General features: G+C 66.3%; 19 protein-coding genes and 1 pseudogene. 12 read left to right on the forward strand and 8 right to left on the reverse strand.

Annotation, left to right across the window (positions count from 1 at the left end; translation table 11 throughout):
• The first annotated feature begins 3 nt into the window (after window positions 1–3).
• Window positions 4–516 (forward strand): hypothetical protein, encoded by a 513-nt coding sequence (locus OG878_RS00150; RefSeq protein ID WP_328884815.1) that lies wholly within the window; start codon window positions 4–6, stop codon window positions 514–516.
• A 253-nt stretch (window positions 517–769) separates the two neighbouring features.
• Window positions 770–1,420, forward strand: a complete 651-nt coding sequence (locus OG878_RS00155; protein WP_328884816.1) for a hypothetical protein — start codon at window positions 770–772, stop codon at window positions 1,418–1,420.
• Window positions 1,421–1,457: 37 nt separating this feature from the next.
• Here OG878_RS00155 and OG878_RS00160 read toward each other — a convergent pair whose 3' ends face one another.
• Together OG878_RS00160 and OG878_RS00165 are read right to left on the reverse strand one after the other, a co-directional pair.
• Window positions 1,458–2,330: an IS3 family transposase gene (locus OG878_RS00160; protein ID WP_328884813.1), complete on the reverse strand. Its 873-nt coding sequence runs from the start codon at window positions 2,328–2,330 to the stop codon at window positions 1,458–1,460.
• The gene (locus OG878_RS00165) at window positions 2,327–2,638 is read right to left on the reverse strand and encodes a transposase (RefSeq protein ID WP_390838786.1); all 312 of its coding nucleotides are present in this window, start codon (window positions 2,636–2,638) and stop codon (window positions 2,327–2,329) included. The genes OG878_RS00160 and OG878_RS00165 overlap by 4 nt, the downstream gene beginning before the upstream one ends.
• 117 nt (window positions 2,639–2,755) lie before the next feature.
• Here OG878_RS00165 and OG878_RS00170 point away from each other — a divergent pair, with 117 nt between their 5' ends.
• The 4 genes from OG878_RS00170 to OG878_RS00185 all read left to right on the forward strand — a co-directional run bounded on the left by OG878_RS00170 (window position 2,756) and on the right by OG878_RS00185 (window position 6,049).
• Window positions 2,756–3,085: a hypothetical protein gene (locus tag OG878_RS00170; protein WP_328884817.1), complete on the forward strand. Its 330-nt coding sequence runs from the start codon at window positions 2,756–2,758 to the stop codon at window positions 3,083–3,085.
• A gap of 322 nt (window positions 3,086–3,407) precedes the next feature.
• Window positions 3,408–3,791: a hypothetical protein gene (locus OG878_RS00175; protein WP_328884818.1), complete on the forward strand. Its 384-nt coding sequence runs from the start codon at window positions 3,408–3,410 to the stop codon at window positions 3,789–3,791.
• 20 nt (window positions 3,792–3,811) lie between these two features.
• Window positions 3,812–4,897 (forward strand): IS3 family transposase, encoded by a 1,086-nt coding sequence (locus OG878_RS00180; RefSeq protein WP_328884819.1) that lies wholly within the window; start codon window positions 3,812–3,814, stop codon window positions 4,895–4,897.
• Window positions 4,881–6,049, forward strand: a protein-coding gene (locus OG878_RS00185; protein WP_328884810.1) for an IS3 family transposase whose coding sequence is annotated in 2 segments (ribosomal slippage) — window positions 4,881–5,133 and window positions 5,133–6,049 — 1,170 coding nt in all. Because the reading frame shifts where the segments join, the coding sequence is not laid out codon by codon here. Before OG878_RS00180 ends, OG878_RS00185 begins: the two co-directional genes overlap by 17 nt.
• Before the next feature lie 504 nt (window positions 6,050–6,553).
• On the opposite strand, the gene OG878_RS00190 is transcribed toward OG878_RS00185, so the two are convergent.
• On the reverse strand, window positions 6,554–7,942 hold the full coding sequence (locus OG878_RS00190; protein ID WP_443049038.1) for a N,N-dimethylformamidase beta subunit family domain-containing protein: 1,389 nt from the start codon (window positions 7,940–7,942) through the stop codon (window positions 6,554–6,556).
• 785 nt (window positions 7,943–8,727) lie between these two features.
• On the opposite strand from OG878_RS00190, the gene OG878_RS00195 reads away from it, so the two are divergent.
• From OG878_RS00195 to OG878_RS00205, 3 genes are all read left to right on the forward strand, one after another.
• Window positions 8,728–9,201 carry a VOC family protein gene (locus OG878_RS00195; RefSeq protein ID WP_328884820.1) on the forward strand — a complete coding sequence of 158 codons (474 nt, stop codon included), beginning with the start codon at window positions 8,728–8,730 and terminating at the stop codon, window positions 9,199–9,201.
• A 290-nt stretch (window positions 9,202–9,491) separates the two neighbouring features.
• Entirely contained in the window at window positions 9,492–10,922 is a 1,431-nt protein-coding gene (locus OG878_RS00200) for a dihydrolipoyl dehydrogenase family protein (RefSeq protein WP_328884821.1), read from the forward strand.
• Complete coding sequence (locus tag OG878_RS00205) at window positions 10,919–11,974, forward strand: IS701 family transposase (RefSeq protein ID WP_328891081.1); 1,056 nt, start codon at window positions 10,919–10,921, stop codon at window positions 11,972–11,974. Before OG878_RS00200 ends, OG878_RS00205 begins: the two co-directional genes overlap by 4 nt.
• Window positions 11,975–12,455: 481 nt before the next feature.
• Here the strand turns inward: OG878_RS00205 and OG878_RS00210 are convergent, their stop codons facing one another.
• From OG878_RS00210 to OG878_RS00230, 5 genes and pseudogenes are all read right to left on the reverse strand, one after another.
• Window positions 12,456–13,520 carry a CU044_5270 family protein gene (locus OG878_RS00210; protein WP_328884822.1) on the reverse strand — a complete coding sequence of 355 codons (1,065 nt, stop codon included), beginning with the start codon at window positions 13,518–13,520 and terminating at the stop codon, window positions 12,456–12,458.
• The gene (locus tag OG878_RS00215; RefSeq protein ID WP_328891082.1) at window positions 13,517–14,137 is read right to left on the reverse strand and encodes an RNA polymerase sigma factor; all 621 of its coding nucleotides are present in this window, start codon (window positions 14,135–14,137) and stop codon (window positions 13,517–13,519) included. Before OG878_RS00215 ends, OG878_RS00210 begins: the two co-directional genes overlap by 4 nt.
• Before the next feature lie 1,128 nt (window positions 14,138–15,265).
• Window positions 15,266–15,604, reverse strand: a pseudogene (locus OG878_RS00220) (integrase core domain-containing protein); the annotation flags it as partial.
• An 85-nt stretch (window positions 15,605–15,689) separates the two neighbouring features.
• Window positions 15,690–17,855 carry a SpoIIE family protein phosphatase gene (locus OG878_RS00225; protein WP_328884823.1) on the reverse strand — a complete coding sequence of 722 codons (2,166 nt, stop codon included), beginning with the start codon at window positions 17,853–17,855 and terminating at the stop codon, window positions 15,690–15,692.
• 526 nt (window positions 17,856–18,381) lie between these two features.
• Entirely contained in the window at window positions 18,382–18,855 is a 474-nt protein-coding gene (locus tag OG878_RS00230) for a carboxymuconolactone decarboxylase family protein (protein WP_328884824.1), read from the reverse strand.
• 900 nt (window positions 18,856–19,755) lie between these two features.
• Between OG878_RS00230 and istA the strand changes: the two genes are divergently transcribed.
• From istA to OG878_RS00245, 3 genes are read left to right on the forward strand one after another with little or no spacing between them, the layout of a single operon-like run.
• Entirely contained in the window at window positions 19,756–21,351 is a 1,596-nt protein-coding gene (gene istA, locus OG878_RS00235; RefSeq protein WP_328884825.1) for an IS21 family transposase, read from the forward strand.
• Window positions 21,351–22,109 (forward strand): IS21-like element helper ATPase IstB, encoded by a 759-nt coding sequence (gene istB, locus OG878_RS00240; protein ID WP_328884826.1) that lies wholly within the window; start codon window positions 21,351–21,353, stop codon window positions 22,107–22,109. Before istA ends, istB begins: the two co-directional genes overlap by 1 nt.
• Before the next feature lie 34 nt (window positions 22,110–22,143).
• Window positions 22,144–22,668, forward strand: a complete 525-nt coding sequence (locus tag OG878_RS00245; RefSeq protein WP_328884827.1) for a DUF1877 family protein — start codon at window positions 22,144–22,146, stop codon at window positions 22,666–22,668.
• Window positions 22,669–22,710: the final 42 nt, after the last annotated feature.

The raw sequence follows: 22,710 nt of genomic DNA on the forward strand, positions 1-22,710 counted from the left end.
CAGATGCTGTCGACCGAACCATCAGCCCGCGAGCTTCAGGACCGCGCCGTTCTCTGGAGCATGGGCGAGATCTGCGCAACCGACGTCGTCACTGCTGCCTGTGATGCACTCGTTGCCGGCCTCGACAGTCCTGCTCTGCGGACCCTGGCCGCGTGCACACGCGCGGAGGCGGATTACGACGTCCCCGACCTCCTTCCCCCAGCACTCGACGAACTGGGCCTCATCTTTCACCCAGTGGGCAGCGTTGCCGGACAGGAAGCCGTCGCACGGACGCTTGCCGCCCGGATGCTGGCCGGCGAGCTGACGCCTCGCGAGCTGGCCTTCCGGATCCACCAGCGCTTCGGGCACGAGCTGTCTCTGGCCGAGCGACTCGCGAATCTGGACGATGAGTACGACCTCTTCCAATACGACGGCGACGGAACACCGGCCCGGGTCGACGCCGATGTCACGGCCGAAGCTCTTCGGCTTGCGCAGCATCCTCGTGTTCCAACCGAACCCACGGGTCCGCCGGCCTGATGCAGACCGGTGGACCCGTGGGTTCAGGCTGAAGGGCCTTCGGTTTCCTTGAACCCACGGGGATCATGGGGCGTGACCCAGATGTCAGAAACCCGCCGCGGGGTGATCTTGGGCTCCTGACGGGTCGCCAACAGCGCGCGTCGTTATGGCGCCGGGGCCGCGGGTCCCACCGCGTGCATGGCGGGCTGGTGTGCCTGCGGCATCTTTGGTGAAGTCGTTGTCCCGAGCGGCTGCAGGACTCCATGATCCTGCCGTGGCCTTTTCATTCCTGCGCAAGCGCCAGGCCCCACGGGGCCGGTACACCCCGAACCTCTGGCCCGTATGGATCATGGCGCCGCTGGCCCTCGCCGCGGCCGGTGTCCTCGGGTGGGGCATCTTCGCCTACGCGTACGACCACTTCGCGATGGCGGCCGCTGACCAGAAGCCACCCCAGCCGGTCAACATCAATGACGTCCTCAAAGCAACCGTCACCGCCCTGACCCTGATCGGTGCCGTCCTCGCCGGTCTCTACGCTTACCGCAAGCAGCTGCTGTCCGAGGGCGACGCACACCGCGCAGACGCAAGCCAACTCGCCGACCGCTATACCGCTGCCGCCGAACAACTCGGCCACGAGCAAGCCGCCGTCCGCCTCGCCGGCATCTACGCCCTCGCCCGTCTCGCCGACGACTGGGAAGAGCAACGCCAGGTCTGCATCGACGTCCTGTGCGCCTACCTCCGCATACCCTACGAACCCGACCCGATGACCCCCGGCTACAAAGTGGGCGAGCGCGAGGTCCGGCACACGATCAATCTCGTCATTCGGGGCCACTTGCAGCAGCCGGACTCCCCCACTGCCTGGTGTACGTACCACTTCAACTTCAGCGGTATGGCTTTCGACCGCTTCGACTTCGACTTGTCGAGCTGAGCTTCCTCCGCTTTGACGGACACCATTGGTGTGGTGGTCAGGCTGCGAGTGCGGTCTCGTACTCGGCGGGGCTGAGGTAGCCGAGGCTGCTGTGCAATCGGTGCAAGTTGTACCAGCCCTCGATGAAATCGAAGATCGCGGTGCGGGCGGCGGCCCGGCTGGGCCAGGCGGAGGTGCCGAGCAGTTCGCGTTTGATGGTCGAGAAGAACGACTCGGCGAGCGCGTTGTCCCAGCACTGACCGGTGCGGCCGACCGACAGTCGAATCCCGAACTCGCTTGCCAGCGAGGCGAATTGCTGACTGGTGTACTGGCAGCCGCGATCCGAATGGAAGATCACGGGATGGGTGGGGCGACGCTGCCGGCAGGCGTCTGTCAGCGCGTCGGCCACCAGCTCGGTTCGCAGGTGATCGGCGGTTGCCCAGCCGACCACGCGCCGGGAGGCGATGTCGATGACCGTGGCCAGATAGAGCCAGCCCTCCTCGGTCGGGACATACGTGATGTCGCCGCACCAGCGGGCATCGAGCCCGGTGCGGTCGGGCTGGAAGTCCCGGACGATGAGGTCGGGACGGAAGGCAGCCCTGGGATCAGGGATCGTGGTCAAATGCCGTCGTCTGCGGTGCCGGCCCTGCAGTCCTGCGGCCTGCATCAGTCGTGCGACACGACGGCGACCGCACCGGGCACCCTCGCGCATGAGCACGGCGTGCACGCGCGGGGCCCCATAGGTTCCGCGCGATTTCGCATGGACCTCGACAATCTGCTTGGTCAGCTCGGCATCCCGCACTGCACGGGGGCCAGGCAGGCCGGAGCGACGGGCATAGAAGGCGGTCCGGGAGACCTTCATCAGCTCACACGCCCGTTTGACGCTGTGACCTGCCTGCTTCTCCGCCTCGATGAACGGGTGCACCGTCACCGGGTCTCCTTCGCGAAGAAAGCTGTGGCCCGCTTGAGTACGTCGACATCCTCGCGCAGCCGGCGGTTCTCCCGCCGCAACGCGGCCAGTTCCTCGCGCTCACTGCTGGTCAGCCCGTTGCGCTCGCCCGCATCGACCTCGGCCTGCTTGACCCAGTCCCGCACCGCGGTCTCGGTCAGCTCGAAGTCCTTGGCGACCTGCCCGACCGAGCGGTCACCCCGTCGGCACAGCCCGACGATCTCGGCCTTGAACTCCGGCGTAAACGAACGACGAGGGCGGCGAGGCTTCTTCTTCCCCATGCTCTCCATGATGGACATCCTCCCGGGGCTGAACCCCTGATCTCGAATGTCCGTCAAAGCGGATCAAGCCCAAACTGCCACTTTCAAGGTGGGCTCGGTTTCGGCGGCGCGACGTTCAGGGATGGTGTGGTCAACCTCCGGAACGCGACGTTCAGTGGTGGCGCGGCCACCTTCTTCCGCTCAGAGTTCAGCGGCGGCACGGTCGACTTCGCCCACTCGACGTTCAGTGGCAGCAGGGTCTTCTTCACCCGTTCAACGTTCAGTGGCGGCAGCGTCTTCTTCGAAAACGCAGAGTTCAGGGGCGGCACAGTCCTCTTCGCCGACGCAGAGTTCAGGGGCGGCACGGTCGACTTCACCCGCTCGGCTCTCACAGGCGGCACGGTCACCTTCGAGAGCCCCACATTCGGCGGCACCGTGTTTGGATGGGGCCCTCTTCCCATACCAGCGGGCGCCTAGACCATAAGGGTGCAGTGCCGGACACGGATGAGACGTGCCCGTGATCATTCCACGGCGGAGTTCAGGCATATCTGGGTTACGCCGCGTGATCAGCAGCCTTCACCAACGGCATCCCGATGCTGCGCTGGCAAGAGATCCAGTGCCTCCCAAACTCATCAACACCGCCCCTCCGTGGGTTGAGGCGCCTCCCAAACCCATCGACATGTGACTTCACTACTGCTCGACAAAGCCAGCCCGAGCCAACCCCTCTCTGTCAGCCTTGGGTGAGACATCCCGTTCTGCGGGGTTAGCCTGAGAGGGCACGACAGGAGAACCGTCCCTTATGCCCAGCACAGAGCCCGTCGGGTTCGACCCGGCGCCGAGGCCGAAGCGCCGCACTTTCACCTCGGAGTACAAACTGCGGATCGTCGCCGAGTACGACTCCGCGCCCAGGAACGAGAAGGGTGCGGTGCTGCGCCGGGAACGGCTTTACCACTCGCACGTCAAGGAGTGGCGGGCCGCCCGGGACGCCGGGGCCCTGGAAAACCTGGTCGACCGCCGGACCAGTCCCGCCCGGGCGAAGAAGTCCGCCGCGGAGGTGGAGAACGAAAAGCTGCGGCAGCAGGTGGAGCGGCTGCAGAAGGACCTGGCACGGAACAAGGCCGCACTCGAGGTGATGGGAAAAGCTTCTGCGCTCTTGGAAATGATCTCCGAGAGCGCGGACTGAAGCGTGCCGCCGACCCTGTCGTGGACGAGGCGTTTACCGGCGTCGAGGCTCAGCTGGGCATCACGGCCGCCTGCCGGCTGACCGGCCGCTCCCGCGCCACGCACTACCGCCGGCTCCGGCCGGCACCACCGCGCAGAACACGTACCCCGCAGGTGCAGCCGTCGGCCCTGACGGCCGAAGAGCGGTCTGCGGTACTCGAGTTGATGAACGGCGACGAGTACGCCGAGCTGGCGCCCGCACAGATCTGGGCCCGCGAGCTGGATGCCGGGCGCTATCACTGTTCCGTCTCGACGATGTACCCGATCCTGCGCGAGCAGGATCAGTCCGGTGAGCGCCGACGGCAGGCCACCCATCCCGCCAAGGCGGTGCCCAAGCTGGTCGCCACCGGGCCCTCGCAGGTGTTCACCTGGGACATCACGAAGGCGGCCGGGCCGGTCAAGGGCGTCTGGTATCACGCCTACGTGATCATCGACATCTTCAGCCGGTACATCGTCGGCCACACCGTCGAGCGAGCCGAGTCGGCGCTGCGGGCAGAGGAGTTGATCCGCGAGACCATCGCTCGTAACGGCATCGTGCCCCAGACCGTGCACGCGGACCGCGGCACCTCGATGACGTCGAAGAAGGTCTCCCAACTACTGATCGATCTGGGGGTGACGCGGTCGCACTCGAGGCCGAAGGTCTCCAACGACAACCCTTACAGCGAGGCCCAGTTCAAGACCACGAAGTACATGTCGGACTATCCCGAACGGTTCGATTCGCTGGCCCACGCCCGCGAGTGGTTCGACGCGTTCATCGCGTATTACAACCATGAGCACCGGCACTCGGGTATCGGCTGGCACACCCCCGCCTCCGTCCACTTCGGGACCGCCGAGGAGGTCCGCGACCAGCGCGCGGTCACCCTCGCCGAGGCATACGCCCGCCACCCCGAACGCTTCGGCCGCCGCCCCAGACCACCCGAGATACCCCAGACGGCCTGGATCAACGACCCGGCCAAACGCAGGGAACCCGCACCACAAACCTCTGAGGCGCCCCGAAGTTCTCGGACAGCGGTCCCCATAGGATCGAAGTCCAGAACGGCGGAGAGAGCACGTGGCACAGAAGCGTAGGAAGTTCAGTCCTGAGTTTCGGGACGAGGCGGTCAAGATGGTGGTCGTGGAGTCCCGCCCGATTGCCGAGGTCGCCCGAGAGATACAAGTGAACGAGGGAACGCTGGGCACCTGGGTCAGCCGGTACCGGCAGGAGCACGCCGGGGAGGAGCCTCCGCTGAACATCAGCGAACGTGCCCGCCTGCGCGAACTGGAACGCGAGAACCGGGAACTCCGCATGAAGACCGAGTTCCTGGGAAAAGCGGCGGCCTTCTTCGCCCAGGAATACCGGTGACGGAGAAGTGCGAGTTCATCGACGGCGAGGCCGGTAACTTTCCTGTGCAGCGGATGTGCACCTGGGCGGGAGTATCCACGTCAGGTTTCTACCACTGGAGATCGAGGCCATTGTCGGCCACCGCGAAGCGTCGTGCGGAACTGAGGGCTGTCATCCTCCAGGTCTTCTCCGACTCTCAGGAGACCTACGGCTACCGGCGTGTCCACGCCGCGCTCCAGCGGATGAACGTGCAGGCCGGAGCAGAACTGGTCCGCGCGCTGATGCGCGAGCTCGGCCTGGTGCCGTGTCAGCCGCGGCCCTGGCGGGCGACCACGATCGCCGATGATGCGGCGCCGGCCACGCCCGACCTGCTGGCCCGTGACTTCACCGCTGACGCTCCCGGGCGCAAACTGGTCAGCGATATCACCTACGTTCACACCTGGGCCGGGTTCCTTTATCTCGCGACCGTCATCGACTGCCACACCAAAGCGGTGGTCGGCTGGGCGATGGCCGACCACATGAAGACCTCTCTCATATCGGATGCACTCGATATGGCGGCCCGGAACATCGACCTCGCCGAAGGATGCATATTTCATTCCGATCGCGGCAGTCAATACACGTCTCGGGAACTTCGTTGCAAGCTCAGTTCGTTGGGCCTGCGAGCGTCGGTCGGCCGCACCGGTGTCTGCTGGGACAATGCGATGGCTGAATCATTTTTCGGCTCCCTCAAAAACGAACTTGTGCACCGAACTACGTTCCCAACACGCGCACATGCCCACCGGGCTATCGTCCGCTACATCGAGATGTTCTACAATCGAAAGCGCCTCCACTCCGGACTTGGCTACAAGACTCCCGCAGAAGTCCACGCCGAGTACGAAGAGTTGCAGGCAGCGGCATAGGCAGAACCTCAACACCGCTGTCCGAGAAGCGCAGGGCCCCTCAGACAGTCCCTGTGCGAGTGGGGACGATCTGACGGGGCAGGACACGCAGTCGCAACGTCTCGTACGGGGCGTCGAGCGCGGGGGCGGTGGTGACGCAGTCAATATCTCGATGTCCTTGTCAACATCGCTCATCGGAAGCAGCCGCATGCAGGCGAACACGCTCGACACCGAGGTAGGCAGTCGCAGCAGCACGATCCAGCAGCCTGACACGCCCATGCGGCGAACGTTTGCCACTCACGAGAACACACAGTTCAACGGCTATGGATGGGATCTCGGCACCCGCAGGTAGAGCATGACCTGCGGCTTGAAGTGGGGTCCTCCGCGCTCCTTGGCCATCATGGTGACGGCCGCGGTCATGTCTCCGCCCACCGGGTCTCGACGACTGCCTGCCGGCTGGGGGCGCCCACTTGGCGACGGTGCAGGCCTGCTCGACCGGGACCTCATCGGCGATGGCGGAGAGGTTCAGGATGTCGGCGATGGGTAGAGGGTGCTCGCATTCTCCTGGGGTTTGGGCCGATTCCTGCCGCACGGGCCCTCCGCGAACGCGCGGATCAGGTTTTCCGTGGTGCGGGTGACGAACAGTCCGGTGCGTGCGTCCATGCCATGGTTGCGGCCGTTGTCCTGAGTTCCGGCCATGAGGGCCTCGACCCATCGCATCGTCCCGGATGCGAAGACGCCCGCTCCGCTCGGCACGGTGTAGTACGCGGAGTCGGCATGGCTTGGCGCGCCCTTGCAGAAGACAGGGGAGTGCGCAATGACCTCGAGCGGCGCCGGGGTGGGCATCCCGGGGGTGACCCGGTCGTATTCCACCCCGACCAGATGGTCGAAGGAGTCTCCGCGTCTGACTCCGGTCCCTTCGAAGAGCCAGTGATCGTCGGCATGGACCACATACGGAGCGTCGACCGGATAGCCCTCGTAGAGGACGCCGGTCAGGGAGGATTCGGGGTCGGCTCCGGGCTGCCGTCGAAAGTCGTTGGTCGGCATGGTCGGATGGTCGGTCAGGTGCGGGTCCGCCCGGTAGTCGGTTTTGTAACAGACCACTGTGCGTGCGTCGCCGGTGGGTCCCCGCTCCAGCCTGATCCGGCGGAAGCAGGCATTGGCACCGAGGAAGGCCACATTGGTACCGGAGTCACGAGCCCGGGTCACGTGGTCCCGTTGCTGTTGGCTCCAGTACTCGTCGTGCCCGAGGGAGAGCGCCGCGCGCGCGCCGTGAAGCACGCCGGGTTCGCGGTGGACGTCCACTCCCGTGGTGTAGGCGAGCGGAATTCCCAGCCGCTCCGCGAGCACCACTACCGCCCTCTCGTAGACCATGAACTTCTCGGCGCCGCTGCGGTCATAGGGCCGGTCGAAACTGACCGCGAGCGACCGTGTCCCGTACGCACCGTCCTGGCCGTGATAGAGGCTGTACCCGCCCCACGCGTTGTATGCCTGCCAGGTCGACACCGCGTGCATCAGGACGGTCCTGCCCGCGCCGGACGCCGAACGGACGATCAACGGCACGTAGCGCTGGTGCCCATTGTCCGCTTCCAGTCGAAGCAGGTACGCCCCCTCCGGCCAGCCGTCGGTGCGTACGCCGAGCGTGCGGTTCCAGTCGGCCTGCACTGTACGAGTGACCTCCAGCAGCCGGAGCCGGGCCTGGACCGATCCAGGGATACGGCCCGAACGCCACACCAGGCGCGCTTGCTGTCCCCCATACCAGCCGACCCGGAAGGCCGAGACCCGGAAGCCGGAAGCGCTCGTAGACACGTACAAACCGAACTCCTCGCCCGGCAGCACGCTGAATCTGTCGGTGTATCCCTGGACAGCCTCGGGCGCTCCTTCCCAGCGGATACGCCAGTCGGGGTTTCCCACGCGCGTTCGCTCACCGTCCCCGGTGAACCGGGTAGAACCGGGCGAGGCGGTCTCGGTGCGGGCCCCCTTGGCACCGGAGGGGCGGCAGCCGGCCGCCATCGCACCAGCCACAGCAACGGCGAGAAAATGCCTGCGCTCCAGAGGACCAAGCGCTTCGGCATCCTGCCTTCCGGCCCGCTTCATGCCATCCACCACGTGTTCCCGCCGCGACACCGTCACAGCCCATCGTCACCCGGCGCGCGCCCGCGGACGAGTCAAATCGGGCACACGGGTGCGACCGTGAGGCGGTATATCGATACTCATTGATGATGCCGCCGACAGCCCTGGGCCGGATCCGGGGCCGTCCACAGCATCGCGCGTGCGCTGCTCCGCGGCGCATTCCGGCCGCTCGCGCAACCCGCCGCCGCCGACCCCCGACCGCGCCGCCGGGCCCGAACCGCAGGATGCCTCGCAGAAGCTTCCCCCCGAAAGCCCCGCACACCGGCTCCGCGCGACGACCGCCCGTGGCGCACCAGCAGCCCGCACGGCGAGAGCCCCGCCCAAGCCCTGGGATCGACCGCTTCCGGGGCCGCCACCCGGCCCCGGAAGCCGGGGCCGGCCCGCACTATTACCTTTGCCACACTTTCAGTGCTCTAGTTTTACTTGCGCACGACTTAAGTGCCGGATAGGTTCCTTGCAGGTTGAACCGCAGGGTGAGCCACTTCGCCGCCCATCCCACCACCTGTTGAACCGGTGACGCACAGATGCGTGAAATTCACCGACGCCAAGAAACAAAGGACATCCCCATGGATCTGAAACTCGAAATGATCGTGCTGCCCGTCTCCGACATCGACCGGACCAAGGCCTTCTACGAGGCGGTGGGATTCCGCCTGGACGTCGACTACACAGCCAGTGACGACTTCCGGGTGGTCCACTTCACCCCTCCCGGCTCCGAATGCTCGATCATCTTCGGCGAGGGAATGACCTCCACCGCCCCCGGCACGACCCATGGCCTGTACCTCATCGTCACCGACATCGAAGAGGCCCACGCCGAGCTCACCAGCCGCGGCATCGACGTGAGCGAGGTGTTCCACGACGCCGGAGGACTCCTCCACCACGGCCACGACGTCGGAAGCGCCGTCCACCACGGCACGGGCCAGGAACGACTGGCCGGCCCCCACCCCGACCGCACCTCCTACGGCTCCTACCTCACCTTCAGCGACCCGGACGGCAACGGCTGGGTGCTCCAGGAAGTGACGCAGCGCGCCCCCGGCCGCTGACACCACGTCCAACCACCCGACGGTGCAACGGCCATGACCAACCCGGACCGCGGCCACCCCCTTCAGCCCCTGGCCACAGCACCCGCAAAGCCGAACACCCGGACCCCTGCACCGACCCGCCAGGCGCAAAGGCGCGCCCCAACACCAGCGGTCCGACTACCACGCAACCGCGTCAACCGAGCACCGCCCTGCGGATCTCCCCAGTGAAAGCGGGGGAACAACGCGCGGCCAGTTGCCGGGCCGCCGAAACATCCGACCGAGTTACAGAAGCAGCGACGAACGGAGCAGCAATGAACGAGACCACCCGCACCTACGACGTGATCGTCATCGGCGCAGGCCCGGTCGGCGAGAACGTGGCCGAACGCGCCCGCGCCGCAGGGCTCAGCACCGTGATCGTGGAGCGCGAACTCCTCGGCGGCGAGTGCTCGTTCTGGGCATGCGACCCCAGCAAGGCGCTGCTGCGCCCGGTGGTGGCACGGGCCGACGCGCGCCGAGTGCCCGGACTGGGTCAGGCGGTCGCCGGACCGCTGGACGTCGAGGCGGTCCTCGCACACCGCGACAAGATGGCCTCGTACTGGAAGGACGAGGACCAGGTCGACTGGCTGAACTCGGTCTCCGTCGATCTGATCCGAGGCCACGGCCGCCTTGACGGCCCCCGCAAGGTGAGTGTGCAGACTCCCGACGGTGAGACCGTCGCCCTCACAGCTCGGCACGCCGTGGCCGTCTCCACCGGAACCAGCGCGGCTCTGCCCCCCATCCCCGGCCTGGACACCGTTCACCCCTGGACCAGCCGTGAGGCCACCAGCGCCGACAAGGTCCCCGGACGTCTGGCCGTGGTCGGCGGCGGTGTCGTCGCCGTCGAGATGGCCACCGCCTGGCAGGCGCTCGGCTCCCAGGTGACCATGCTGGTTCTCGAGGACGCGTTGCTGCAGCGGATGGAGCCGTTCGCCGGAGAGCTGGTCACCGACGGCCTGCGGCAAGCCGGCGTCGACATCCGGTTCGGGACCTCCGTAACCTCCCTCGCCCGCGAGGGCGGCGAGGTCCGGATCACCCTGGCCGACGGCGGACATCTCGCGGCGGACGAGATCCTGTTGGCCACCGGCCGTGCTCCGCGAACCTGGGACCTGGGGCTGGAGACGATAGGTCTCACCCCGGGCGACTGGCTGAAGGTGGACGACACCTTCCGAGTGACCGACGTCGCCGACGGCTGGTTCTACGCCGTCGGCGACGTCAACCACCGCGCCCTGATGACCCACCAGGGCAAGTACCAGGCCCGGATCGCGGGTGCGGTCATCGGCGCCCGGGCCAAGGGCGAGCCGGTCGACGACACCCGGTGGGGTGCGCACGCGGCCACCGCCGACAGCGCCGCCGTCCCGCAAGTGGTCTTTACCCACCCGGAAGTCGCCGCCGTTGGCCTGACCACCCGCGAGGCGGAGCAGAGCGGGCGTCGGATCAAGGTGGTGGACTACGACCTCGCACACGTTGCGGGCGCCCACCAGTACGCCGAGGGATACCGCGGCCAGGCCCGTATGCTCATCGATCTGGACCGTAACACCGTGGCCGGAGTCACCTTCGCCGGGCCCGGCGTAGGTGAACTGCTGCACTCGGCCACCATCGCCGTCGCGGGCGAGGTTCCGATCGACAGGCTCTGGCACGCCGTACCCGCCTTCCCCACGATCAGCGAGGTCTGGCTGAGGCTGCTGGAGACCCACCGAGGCTGAAGGCAGCCGCTGCGGGGATGCGTGATTACGTACGCGGGCTGCTCGCCCCGGTCGCCCGAAAGAACAGCTGGCAGCTGGCCGAGCAGGCAGGCCACGCCACTCCCGACGGTCTGCAGCACTTGCTGGCCGGCGCGAAATGGGAGCCCAACGACATCCGCGATGACCTGCAGCAATACGTCGCCGGCAAGCTCGGCGAGGACGACGGTGTCCTCATCATCGACGACACCGGCTTCATCAAGAAGGGCACTACCTCCACCGGGGTCCAGCGCCAATATTCCGGCACCGCCGGCCGCACCGAGAACTGCCAGATCGGTGTCTTCGCCGCCTACGCCTCCGGCCGCGGATGGGCCCTGGTGGACCGGGAGTTGTATATCCCCAAGTCCTGGGCCGAAGACCGCGAACGCTGCCGCGCGGCCAAAATCCCCGACGACCAGGCGTTCGCCACCAAGGGCGAACTGGCCCGGCGCATGGTGCTGCGTGCCCTCGCCTCGTCGCTGCCCATCACCTGGGTCACCGCGGATTCCGCCTACGGACAGGAAAGTCGCTTCCGCCGACTGCTGGAGCAGTCCGGCGTCGGCTATGTGCTGGCCGTCCCCAAGTCCCAGTTCACCGTGGGCTGTCCCCGCATCGAGGGTCTGTTCGCGCAAGCCCCGGCCGAGGCGTGGGAGAAGATCTCATGCGGCGACGGTGCGAAGGGACCGCGCGTCTACCACTGGGCGGCAGTGCGGCTGCCAGCCGTTGCCGAGTTCGACTACCAGGGCGAAGTCCCGCACCGGATACGGTGGGCGTTGGCCCGCCGCAGCATCTCCCGCCCGGACGAGATCGCCTGCTACCTCGCCTACACACCCGTGGAGATCACCGGCCGGGAGTTGGTGCGGATTGCCGGGTCCCGCTGGGCAATTGAGGAGTGTTTCCAGGCGGCGAAGAACGAGTGCGGGCTGGACCAGTACGAAGTCCGCCGTTACGTGGGCTGGTATCGGCACATCACCCTGGCCATGCTCGCCCACGCCTTCCTGGCGGTCACGGCCCACCAAGCCGACGACAGCCCTTAGGCGCGCTCCCTCTCGCTACCTGGCCTCTTTCGAGACCGGGGTAGCTGTGTCGACACTCGCCTTCCCACGTTCCATGCAGAAGCCGCAGACCGGACTCGCGCCGCCTCCATGCCGGACACCACCTGGCCAATAGACGGGAACCCGCCAGGCTCATCCCGGCGCCATTTAACCGCCCCGGTTTTGATGTCAGTTGCTTGTTTCGACACGTCGTCAGCGGTTCGCTCTCGCTCGCCTTTCCGGTCCCCACCTGACGCCTCTCGGACGCCTTTTCCTCAACGCTCACCACGGCGGACTTCAGCCAACGCAGCTTGAGGCGGTTTGGCGTCTCCCCCCGAAGGGCGACGCCGAAGGGCCACAAAACCTTCATCATCTGCACAGCACCGCATCAAGTGGGTCTACCTACATCAACCTCACTCTCTGCGCTCGTGGCGCACTTAAACGACAAGCCCATCGTGCCCCCGTTGCCGTCTATCGGCCGGAGTCAGCTGGCGGTAGTCGCGGGTACCTCGCCCTGCCGGTCGACAACCCCGCGTTCCATGACGGCGTCGATGCCGAGCAGCACGTCGTCCGTAGTACCCCTGGCGTTGGCCTTGTGGCTGATGAGGTACCCCTGCGAACCGGCGTAGGCGAGAGTGTCCTTATTGAAGATCAACACGGAGCGGGTGGCGGAACGGGTGTCCCTGCGGGTGATGCCGATGCCGTGTCGTCCGGCCGCGTCGGTGGCGTCGGGGATCCAGGTGATGCCGGGAATCTTCGCGGCGGCCTTGTAGAGGGCGGAGGCTGTCGCGGGCGGCATGATCACACTGCCCAGCAGGTCGCCGACCGTCCCGAAGACGGCCTCGTCCTTCGAGTCGCCCTTTTCCACCCTGGTCTGGGTGTAGAGCAGTTCGAGCAGGGCGTCGGGGTCGGTAGGCAGCGAGGCGAGCCACGTGTAGGTGGGGTACCACAGACCCGGTTGCACGGGAGATGTGGTGGTGATAGGACCCAGCTGACCAGGCATTACGGCGTCTTTCCCACTCGATCGAAGCCAGCCGACCGTGGTCACCGGGCCGGGCTTCTGAGACATCCACCGCTCTTCGTTGTGCGCCGCGCCGAGCACCACCCGGCCGCCGAGAGTTCCCTTGTTCTCGCGCGCCAAGCGCCGGACATATACGAACTGGTCTTCCTTCACCGGCGTCGCGTCCGTCTTCATGGCCGCGTCGGCAATCCGGCCAAGGGTGACTGACGCGTTGATTACCCGGGCCGGTGAGGAGACAGGGGGCTTGGCCGTCGGGGCAGAGGTGTGATCGCTGCCGGAGAACGTGACGACCAGGGCACCGGCCAAGGCCAGTGACGTGGCGGGCACCATCAGGGCCAGGCGCGGCAGCCGGCGGCGGGAAGCGGGTGACGTTTCGCCGAGAGAGTGGTGATCGCGATCGATCTGCTGCATCAGAATGTCCTTTTGGTGAAGATGGCGGCTCGGCGAGAGGTCCCAGTAGACCGGAGCAGCCAGCAGTTCTTCTGTCTCACTCCGGGCAAAGCCGGCGCGCGAGTGGTCGGCGTTCAACGGGTTTCCTCCTGCAGGAACAGGGCCGCGATTGCGGCTTCACTCTCTTTCTCTCCGCGACGGCCGCGCGGTTCCCGACGTTTTCGCGACATCGCGCTCAAGCTGTGGCCGGCCAGCCGGGCCCGGGCACGCGAGAGCCGCGACCTCACCGTGCCGACCGGAACACCCAACGCCTCGGCGGCCTGCTGGTAGTCCAGCCCGGCACCCACGCACAGAGCGAGCACCTCACGATCCGCCCGACCCAGCCGCCTCAGGGCGTCATGAACCAACCCGAGGTGACGGGCATCATCGACCCGGCCGGCCGTCTCATCCGCGAAGTCCTCCACCGGCCGGGGCTCCGGGCTACGCGCCAGAAAATTGAGCCGCCGGCGCAGAGCGCGGTTGGCGTTGTGCGCCTTGTGCGTGGCGATACCGAGCAGCCACGGTGCGAGGGAACCACCGTCCAGATCCACCGACTCCCGGGTGTGCCAGGCACCGAGAAAGGTCTCGGACACCACTTCCTCGGCCTCCGACCAGTTGCCGGTCAGCCTCAGGGCATGTCTGTAGACAGCGCGAACGTTCTGGTCGTACAGGTCGGCGAACGCCGCACGGTCCCCCGCCCGCACGCGCGCTCGCAACGACTCACTGGGTTCTGTATGCCTCACACCTATTAACTCTCCGCCGACACGACCTCGTTCCCGTGTCCTGCGCCACACCACCGCGAGAGGGACAGGACGAAGTGCCGCCGAAACACGAACAGGACAGACCCCCGGCAATACGCTCTCATTGTCCACGGACAGCCAGGACGAACCAGGGTCGGGGTCAGCCCCTCGTGAACCCGTTCGCGGTCCAGTGAAAAAGGTCGCTGATCTCGCTGGGCGTCTCCCGCACCCGTGAGCAACCGACGGCACTATCACGACTGGCATCGTTCACCGGGCCGTCTCAGTTTCCGTCTCATTCATCCACGGCCAAGGCCGTTCACGGGGGTCCACAGCTCCGAACCATGTACCTCCGCAAGCGACCACGTAGATCCCGCAGGTGCCCCAGGGTCCCGCTCGAACTCCTAAAGCGGATGTCATCGCACCACGGAACGCTCTCCCGGGGCCCATCGAGATTCCACCGACCTCAGTCGCCTATGCGGCGATCGTTGCCCGAATGGATGAGCAACGTGCGCCGACGCGCTTTCTTGAGCTGCTCCAGAAGGGCGGCATACACGTCATCCGGCGTCTGTCATCGCGAGTCGTCCCAGTCCACGCCACGTATGGCTCAACTGCTGCCAATGCCCTGCGCATTTCTTGGGTCGCCTCATAGAACCTCTCAAACCCCCTGAGAGGAAGTTCAAGGAAGTAACGAATAGCTTCGTCGCTAACTCCGAGCTCATGCTGGTTCACAGACCTCGGATAGTTTGCTGCCAGTTGCGCTCGCCTCACACATGCAATCGCGTGATCGATAGCCTCTCGACGAGACGTCTGCCAACCGAAGCGTGTAGTGGCCAGCGGAGCGAACACGGCGCCCACTAAGGGCTGTCCCGTAACCCCTGGCGGGCGCACGACGACAGCTACGGCACCTCGCCGCGTTGTCGGAACGCCCGTATACGCCCAGTATGCGGACGTCCCTCCGCCTTGCGATGCACCGCATCTGACGCCGCGCGCTGATCCACCAGGGATTACGGGACCGCCCTTAGAACACCTGTCAGCGCGAGCACAGGTCCGAGCCAAGGCATGGTTTGCATGGTCCCTTGAACCGCTCCGGGATCGGTGGAGGCTCTATGCGTTGGCTCCAGCCGCCGGTTGGGGCGGGTGTTGAGCGTAGTAGTTGGTCTCGTGTTCGTGGGGCGGGATGGTCCCGATCGCGGTGTGCAGACGCTGGTTGTTGAACCAGTCGACCCATTCCGCGGTCGCGAGCTCGACATCGGGCAGGCCGTGCCAGGGCTTGCGGGGCTTGATCAGCTCGGTCTTGTAGAGGCCGATCTGGGACTCCATGAGGGCGTTGTCCAGGGCGTCGCCGACAGTGCCGATCGAGGCGTCGATCCCGGCCTCGAGGAGGTGGGCGGTGAAGGCGAAGGACGTGTACTGACTGCCCGCATCGGAATGATGTATCAGCCCAGGTCCGGCGGGGTTTCCGGCCCCGGCACCTCATACACCGGGGGGATCACCGCAGGTGTCGCTAGCCCGCCCGGTGCAGCCCGCTTCAGGCATGAGGGATGGGTAGGTCCAGTGCGACCGTTTTACCCCGGCCGTTGGGAGTGCTGTTCCACGCGGTGCTCAGGGCTTCCACGATGAGGAGGCCGCGGCCGTGCTCGGATTCCGCTTTCTCTTCCTCGGCCAGGGCCAGGGGTGAGGGGACGGGCGGGTTGCTGTCGGAGTCCCGTACCTCCAGCCGGACGCGGTCGGGGAATGCCCGCAGACATACGTCGACGTCGCTGCCCGCGTGGATGAGGGCATTGGTGACGATCTCGCTGGCGATGAGCTGGAGGTCCTCCGACAGAGCTTCCAGTCCCCAGGAAGTCAGGTGGTCGTCGACGAAGGTGCGTGCCGCCTTGACCCCGTGCAGGTCGCGGCGCTGGATGCGCAGGCGCCCTGTCCGCAGCACGCTCTGGCCACCGGCCCCTTCGTAGCGGGCCAGGAGGAGTACCGCGTCGTCGCGACGTTGGCGGGGGCCCAGTGTGTCGGCAATGAGAAGGTCGGCCAATTGTTCGAGGTCAGTGTCGAATTCGCGACTGCCGGAGTCGAAAAGTGCTCGGGCGTCGGGGTCGGTTTCGTCGCAGCCGGTCAGCCCGTTGGAGTACAGCATCAGTACGGATCCGGGCTCCAGGGTGTGCTCGCGTTCCCGGTAGGCGTATTCCGTGGTGACACCCATGGGCAGGTTGGCCGACGCCTGGAGGGTGCCGATGCTTCCGTCGGGCCGTTGCACCAGCGGTTCAGGGTGGCCGGCCAAGGCCACTTTGGCCGTGCCGTCGGCCGTGTCCAGGGTGATGACGCAGCAGGTGACAAGAAGATCCGTCCCGAGTTCGGCGAGCAGCCGGCTGGTCCGGTCGATTACGGCCGTGGGTTTGTGCCCTTCGGTCGCGTAGGCGATCATCGCGCTGCGCGCCTGGCCCATGACGGCGGCGCTCTCTATGTCATGGCCTTCCACATCGCCGACGACCAGTACGACCCGTTCGCCCGGCCCCTTGATCACGTCGTACCAGTCCCCGCCCACGCTTGAGGTGAGCGTGGCGGGCCGGTATCGCGCCGTGGTGGTCAACCGGGGCAACTCAACGAGTGTGGACGGGAGGAGACGTCGCTGAAGACATTCGGCGACTTCGTGCTGCTTCGCGCTCAGTTCGACCCGATCCACCGCTGCGCCCAGCGATCCCGCCATCATGCCGAGGACGGCTCTCTCCTCGGGCGGGAAATAGCGGGGCCCATCGAAGGCCAGGCAGCAGACGCCGACGATGTGGCTGCTCTCGGTGATGGGCAGGTCGATGACGTGTCTGCTCCCGACGAGCGGAAGGTAGGCCTCCAACTCTTCACGGCCGAAGGGTTCCGAGGCGTCGGCCGACTGACGGTCGCCAGAGATGAACAGTGGACGCCCTCGGAGTGCCTCTGCCGCTGGTGTTCGGACGTCCAGTCTGGCGCCATGCAGGTTGCGGACCAGGCCGGAGGAGGCCCCGCAATGTCCCAGGACCCACAGGCGGCCCTCGCTGGCTGAGGCCAGGGCCAGGGCCCGGGCTCCGAACGGGGACACGATGCAGTGCTGGGCCGCTGCGACAATGTGGTCCAGAGTCGTGGCCTGGTTCAGCATGTCAGAGAGCCGTCGCACTGGGTACATGAGGCTCAGGCCCGCGGAACCAGCGACGCCGGGCACCCCCCAATCCGTCGTGCCGGTGCTCGCATGCCCGTCGAACACCGGCACGAGCGCGGGCATATGCCCCGGTGTGATCACCGTGCCACTGTCCGCCAGCTCGGCGAGAGCCATGGCCAGGTCGTCAGCGATCTTCTTCAAGCCGGTGCAGATCTCCGCCTCGCAGCTGCCGTGGGTTTCCGGTCGGAGGACCGTCAGAGAGCCGAAGCGGTGATCGGCGGCGATGACAGGGGCCGAGAGAGCGATGTACGGATAGGGCAGCACATGCTCCTGGTCCGCATCCGCCAGGTCGGGCTCGGCCAGTACCGCCACGCTTTCCGAGGCCAGGGCACGTGCCGAGGCGTAGGGAGCGTCCAGGCCCATCCGGCCGGGAAACGTGAAGAGGGAAGGCGCGTTGCCGCCGATCATCGCAACCCTGATTTGGCTGCGCTCATCGTCCAGCAGGTAGACCGCCGCCGAGGCGACACCCAGTCGGCGCACCGCCTCACGGAGGGCGCGGTGCAGCGCCACCGCCAGATCGCTGCCGCCGATCCGCGCGGACTTGCCTGTGCCGCAAAGATCTTTGACTGCGCTGCCCGCCTTTCACAAGGCTGCCCCCTATACCGTGAAGTATAGGTTTAGGTCAGCCGACGGGCGGGTCCAACGCGTCGAATGGGGCTGTCCGAACGTGGGGAGTAAACGCTTGAGTTTCGGAGGGTGTGTCAGGCCAGCACACCTTGCGCGAGGCGTCCCGCTGACTGCACGCGTCCCGAGCTGCCACATGCATGGGCGAATGGGGCTGACACGGGCACTGAGGCAGCGAAGGAGCAGGGGAGAGTGGATACGCCGGCGATCGGGTTCTGTGTCCGGCCGATGCTGCCGCCGCCGGGCACTGCGGCGTGCCTCGTGAAGGTGCCACGCAGAGACGGACCGGCCCCCCATATACATGGGTGATGGAGTGTCCTGCATGCCCGACGCCATCAACACATGGGGGCGACCTCGAAGGACTCGTCCTGGGACGACAGCACTCGCATGCCCGTACGGACTGCAAGCTGGTTCACTTGCCGGCGACCGGGTATCGGCTTGTGATCGCGACGCGGTTGAAGGCGTTCATCAGCGTTGACAGCCAGGCGACCGCCGAGACCTGATCTGCAGAGAGGACGGCTGCTGCCGCGTTGTAGTCGTCGTCGCTCACGTGCCCCTCGGACACGTGAGCGATCGCCTCTGTCAGACGTAGGGCCGCGCGGTCGGTCTCGGAGAAGTAACCAGTCTCTTCCCACGCGGGCAGCACTGCGATCCGGTCCGGGTTCTCGCCCTTCTTGAGCGCGTCGCGGGTGTGCATTTTGAGACAGAACGCGCAGCCGTTGATCTGGGACGTGCGGATCTTCAAAAGCTCGACCAGAAGCGGGTCAAGACCTGCCGCGGTGGCGGTGTCTTCCACTGTCGAGGACAGGGCGATAAGAGCCTTGTAATTGGCCGGGTGCTGCTTTCCGATGTTAACGCGCTGCTTCTCAGTCTCTGACTCAGTCATGGGTTCCTCCTCTTCACACGGCCGGACGACCCACAGGGTCAATCTGTGCCATCGCTACGAGCGGCAGTGATACTCAATGGGAATTGCGACTTAAAGCTTCTCGCCGCGCTTTTACTCCCGTCTGACGCCGACCAGGTGCCCGGTCCCATCCGGTGCGCGACAGCTTTCGGCTAAGGGCTGTCCCGTAATCCCGGGTGGATCAGCGCGCGGCGTCAGATGCGGTGCATCGCAAGGCGGAGGGACGTCCGCATACTGGGCGTATACGGGCGTTCCAACAACGCGGCGAGGTGCCGTAGCTGTCGTCGTGCGCCCGCCAGGGGTTACGGGACAGCCCTTAGCTTCGGGCATCCGGTCAAACGTGGAACACCTCCATGGACCAGCAGCCCTGGTAGTCGGCGAGCTTGAGGATGGCATCGGCGCCGCTGACGGGGCAATATCCCTTCGGCTTTGATCCGACACTTGTCGCTCAGCCGTTCATCCGGGCGCTTCCCAGGCGCGGCGGGAAAACCATGAAGCGGATTCGCGGCACCGCGACGCATTAGGCGCATATTTTCTTAATGGAAAGTCCCAGCGCCTGCGCCGCCCATCCCCTCTTGCCGCAAGTTGACAATGGGCGACATGAGACCGCGCGCCGACTTACGAGCGTGCACTCCTACTGTCCGGTTCGAGCCCCGGGCAGGACCTCCAGGCTCGGCAAACAGCTTGTGAGCGTTCACGTTTTTCCCCACGACGAGTGGTTTGAGCGTCATGTAATTCCCCATCCCGAATTCTCCTAATTCCCCAGGGGTACGACGGAGTTCGGGATCGAGGGACCTGGTCATCGCGGAGGCGCGTGGGCAGCTCTCGGCCTGTAGTGCGGATGGCCGATGGGCAGCCCGGATGGCGAGGAGAACGTTCGTCGTGGTCGACATCACCGAGATCTATGTCCACTGGTACGCAGGCCGATCGAAGAGCGAGCTGGCCGCGTCGCTGGGGGTGGACCGCAAGACGATCAGGAAGTACTTGGCACCGGCGGAGGCGTCCGAGATCGTCCCGGGCGGTCCGCCGATGCGAGAGGCCGACTGGGCCAAGCTGATCAAGAGATGGTTCCCTGAACTGTCTGACCGGCGGCTGCGGCAGATCACCTGGCCCGACATCGACCAGCACCGCGACTACATCAAGAACCTGCTGGGGACGGTGACCGTCTCCACGATCCACCAACGGCTGCGGGACGAGCACAAGCTCGACGTGTCGATCTCCTCGTTCCGCCGGTGGGTACATGCCACGTTGCCCGATGAGACGACAAGGTCGCAGGTCACGGTCTTGCGCGATGACGTCGAGCCGGGCTCAGAAGCTCAGATCGACTACGGCCACCTGGGCCAGTGGACCAATCCGAAGACCGGCAAACGGCACCGGATCTGGGCCTTCGTGATGGTACTGCCGTGCTCGCGACACATGTTCGTCCGCCCGGTCCTCTACCTGCACCAGCACGCCTGGACCGAGGCCCACGTCGCCGCCTTCCGCTACTTCGGGGGCGTCCCGCGCCGCCTGGTCCCGGACAACCTGCGGACCGGCGTCGACAAACCCGATCTCTACGACCCGAAGATCAACAAGGCCTATGCCGAACTCGCCACCCACTACGGCGCCTTGGTGGATCCAGCCCGCGCCGCCCGGCCCAAGGACAAGCCGCGGGTCGAGCGGCCCATGCCCTACATCCGGGACTCGTTCTGGCGTGGACGGGAGTTCACCTCGATCGAGCACATGCAGGCCGAGGCTGTCGCCTGGAGTCAGAAGGTGGCGGGCCGACGACAGTGCCGGCCGCTGCAGGGAGCCTCACCGATGGCAGTGTTCGAGGCCGTCGAAGCCCAGACCCTACTGCCGTTGCCACCCACTCCGTTCGTCCTGGCTCGCTGGTCAACAGCGACGGTCGGACCGGACATCCACATCAAGGCCGGCCGCACCCTCTACTCGGTGCCCTGGAAACTGATCGGCCGCCGGGTCGACGTCCGCTCCACCGCCACGATGGTGCAGGTCTTCCTCGACGGCGACCTGGTCAAGACCCACGCCTCGCTTGACCAGGGCAAACGCACCGACAAGGGTGACTACCCGCCGGAGAAGATCGCCTTCCAGATGCGCACGCCAATCTGGTGCCGGACCCAGGCATCCGAGGTCGGGGACGCCTGCCGGACCGTCGTCGACCAGCTACTGGAGGTCAACGCGCTCTACCGTCTCCGCGCCGCCCAGGGGGTCGTCGGGCTGAGGAAGAAGTACGACGAGACGCGGCTGGAGGCCGCCTGCGCGAAGGCAATCACGGTCGGTGATCCGTCCTACCGCACCATCAAGGGCATCCTGATCGCCGGCACCGAGACCGACCCGGAGCCCGAATCAAGCGGAGACGCGGGAGCCGCAGCCTTCCTCCACGGGCCCCAGCGACTGTTCGCCTCCGTCGCCCCGGCCGAGACGGCGGACGACATGCACGACGACCAGGTCCACGGCGAAGCTGAGGGAAGCATCTGATGAGCGTGATGGACACCGCCCTGCGCGAGTCGCTGAAATCCCTGCGGCTCTCGGGAATGCTGGAAACCCTCGACGCCCGCCTCGCCCAGGCCCACGGCGGCGAACTCGGACACCTGGACTTTCTCCAGGTCCTCTGCCAGGACGAGATCACCCGCCGCGAGACCGTCGCCTTCCAACGACGCCTGACACGGGCGAAGTTCGAGCAGCAGGTCACCCTGGAGGAGTTCGACTTCAACGCCTCCTCGAAGCTCCCAGCCGCCCAGATCCGAGATCTCGGGGCCTTGCGCTGGCTCCACTCCGGCGAGTCGGTCATCCTCTTCGGGCCGGTCGGGGTCGGCAAGACCCACGTCGCCCAGGCCCTCGGCCACCTCGCGATCCGCCAGGGCGCCCACGTCCGCTTCGCCAAGACCAGCCGCATCCTCGCAGACCTCGCCGGCGGCCACGCGGACCGCACCTGGGACAAGCGGATCCGCGAACTGGTACGGCCCGACGTGCTCATCCTCGACGACTTCGCCATGCGCCAGCTCAGCGCGGCCCAGGCGGATGACCTCTACGAACTGGTCAGCGAACGGCAGGGACGGTCCCTGATCATCACCAGCAACCGGGCACCCAGCGACTGGTATCCGCTCTTCCCCAACCCCGTCGTCGCCGAGTCGCTCCTGGACCGCCTGATCAACACCAGCCACCAGGTGATCATGAACGGCCCCAGCTACCGCCCCAACAAGCGGCCAAAGAACCCCACTGACAAGACCAAGTAGGAAAATCGGTGGACGTCGTCGGGATACTGCCCTCATGGCCGTCACTCAACAACTTGCCCGCATCCCTGCGGAGTACCTCACCTCCTGCCAGCAGTCAGCTGACGAGTCACCGGATGGAGATCCTCACTGGGATCCACCCACGGCGGACACCCTGGACCTGGACTGGGCGCCGACTCTGCTCGAACGGATCTGCGAGCTGGGAGGTCTCGATGACGTCCACCTCAACGCTCTGCGGCAGTCCACCGAGGGCGATGTTGCAATCGACCTCGGCTTCCTCAACACACACCCGCATGCCATCGGTCCCTTCGGGCCCGCTCCCACGGCCCTCTCCGCGGCTCAGGTGGCTCGCGTCTCGGAACTGCTCTCGCAGATCGACTTGACCGCCCTTCTGGCCGCCTTGCCGACCGACGAGACAGAGGCCGCTTCCTTGATCGGCGACGGGCCGGCCAGGATCGTCGGCGGCCCGAGGAAGTACCTGCTGGGGCACTTCAATGCCCTGCGAGAGTTCTACCGTGATGCATCCCAACGGCACCTTCTTCTCGTGCTGTGGTGGGACTGACACCGGGCGTCCTCCAGTCAGATCACAGCAGCACCCTGGGGA

Origin of the sequence: Streptomyces sp. NBC_00316, assembly GCF_036158715.1 — a bacterium.
In the GTDB taxonomy this organism is placed as follows: domain Bacteria; phylum Actinomycetota; class Actinomycetes; order Streptomycetales; family Streptomycetaceae; genus Streptomyces.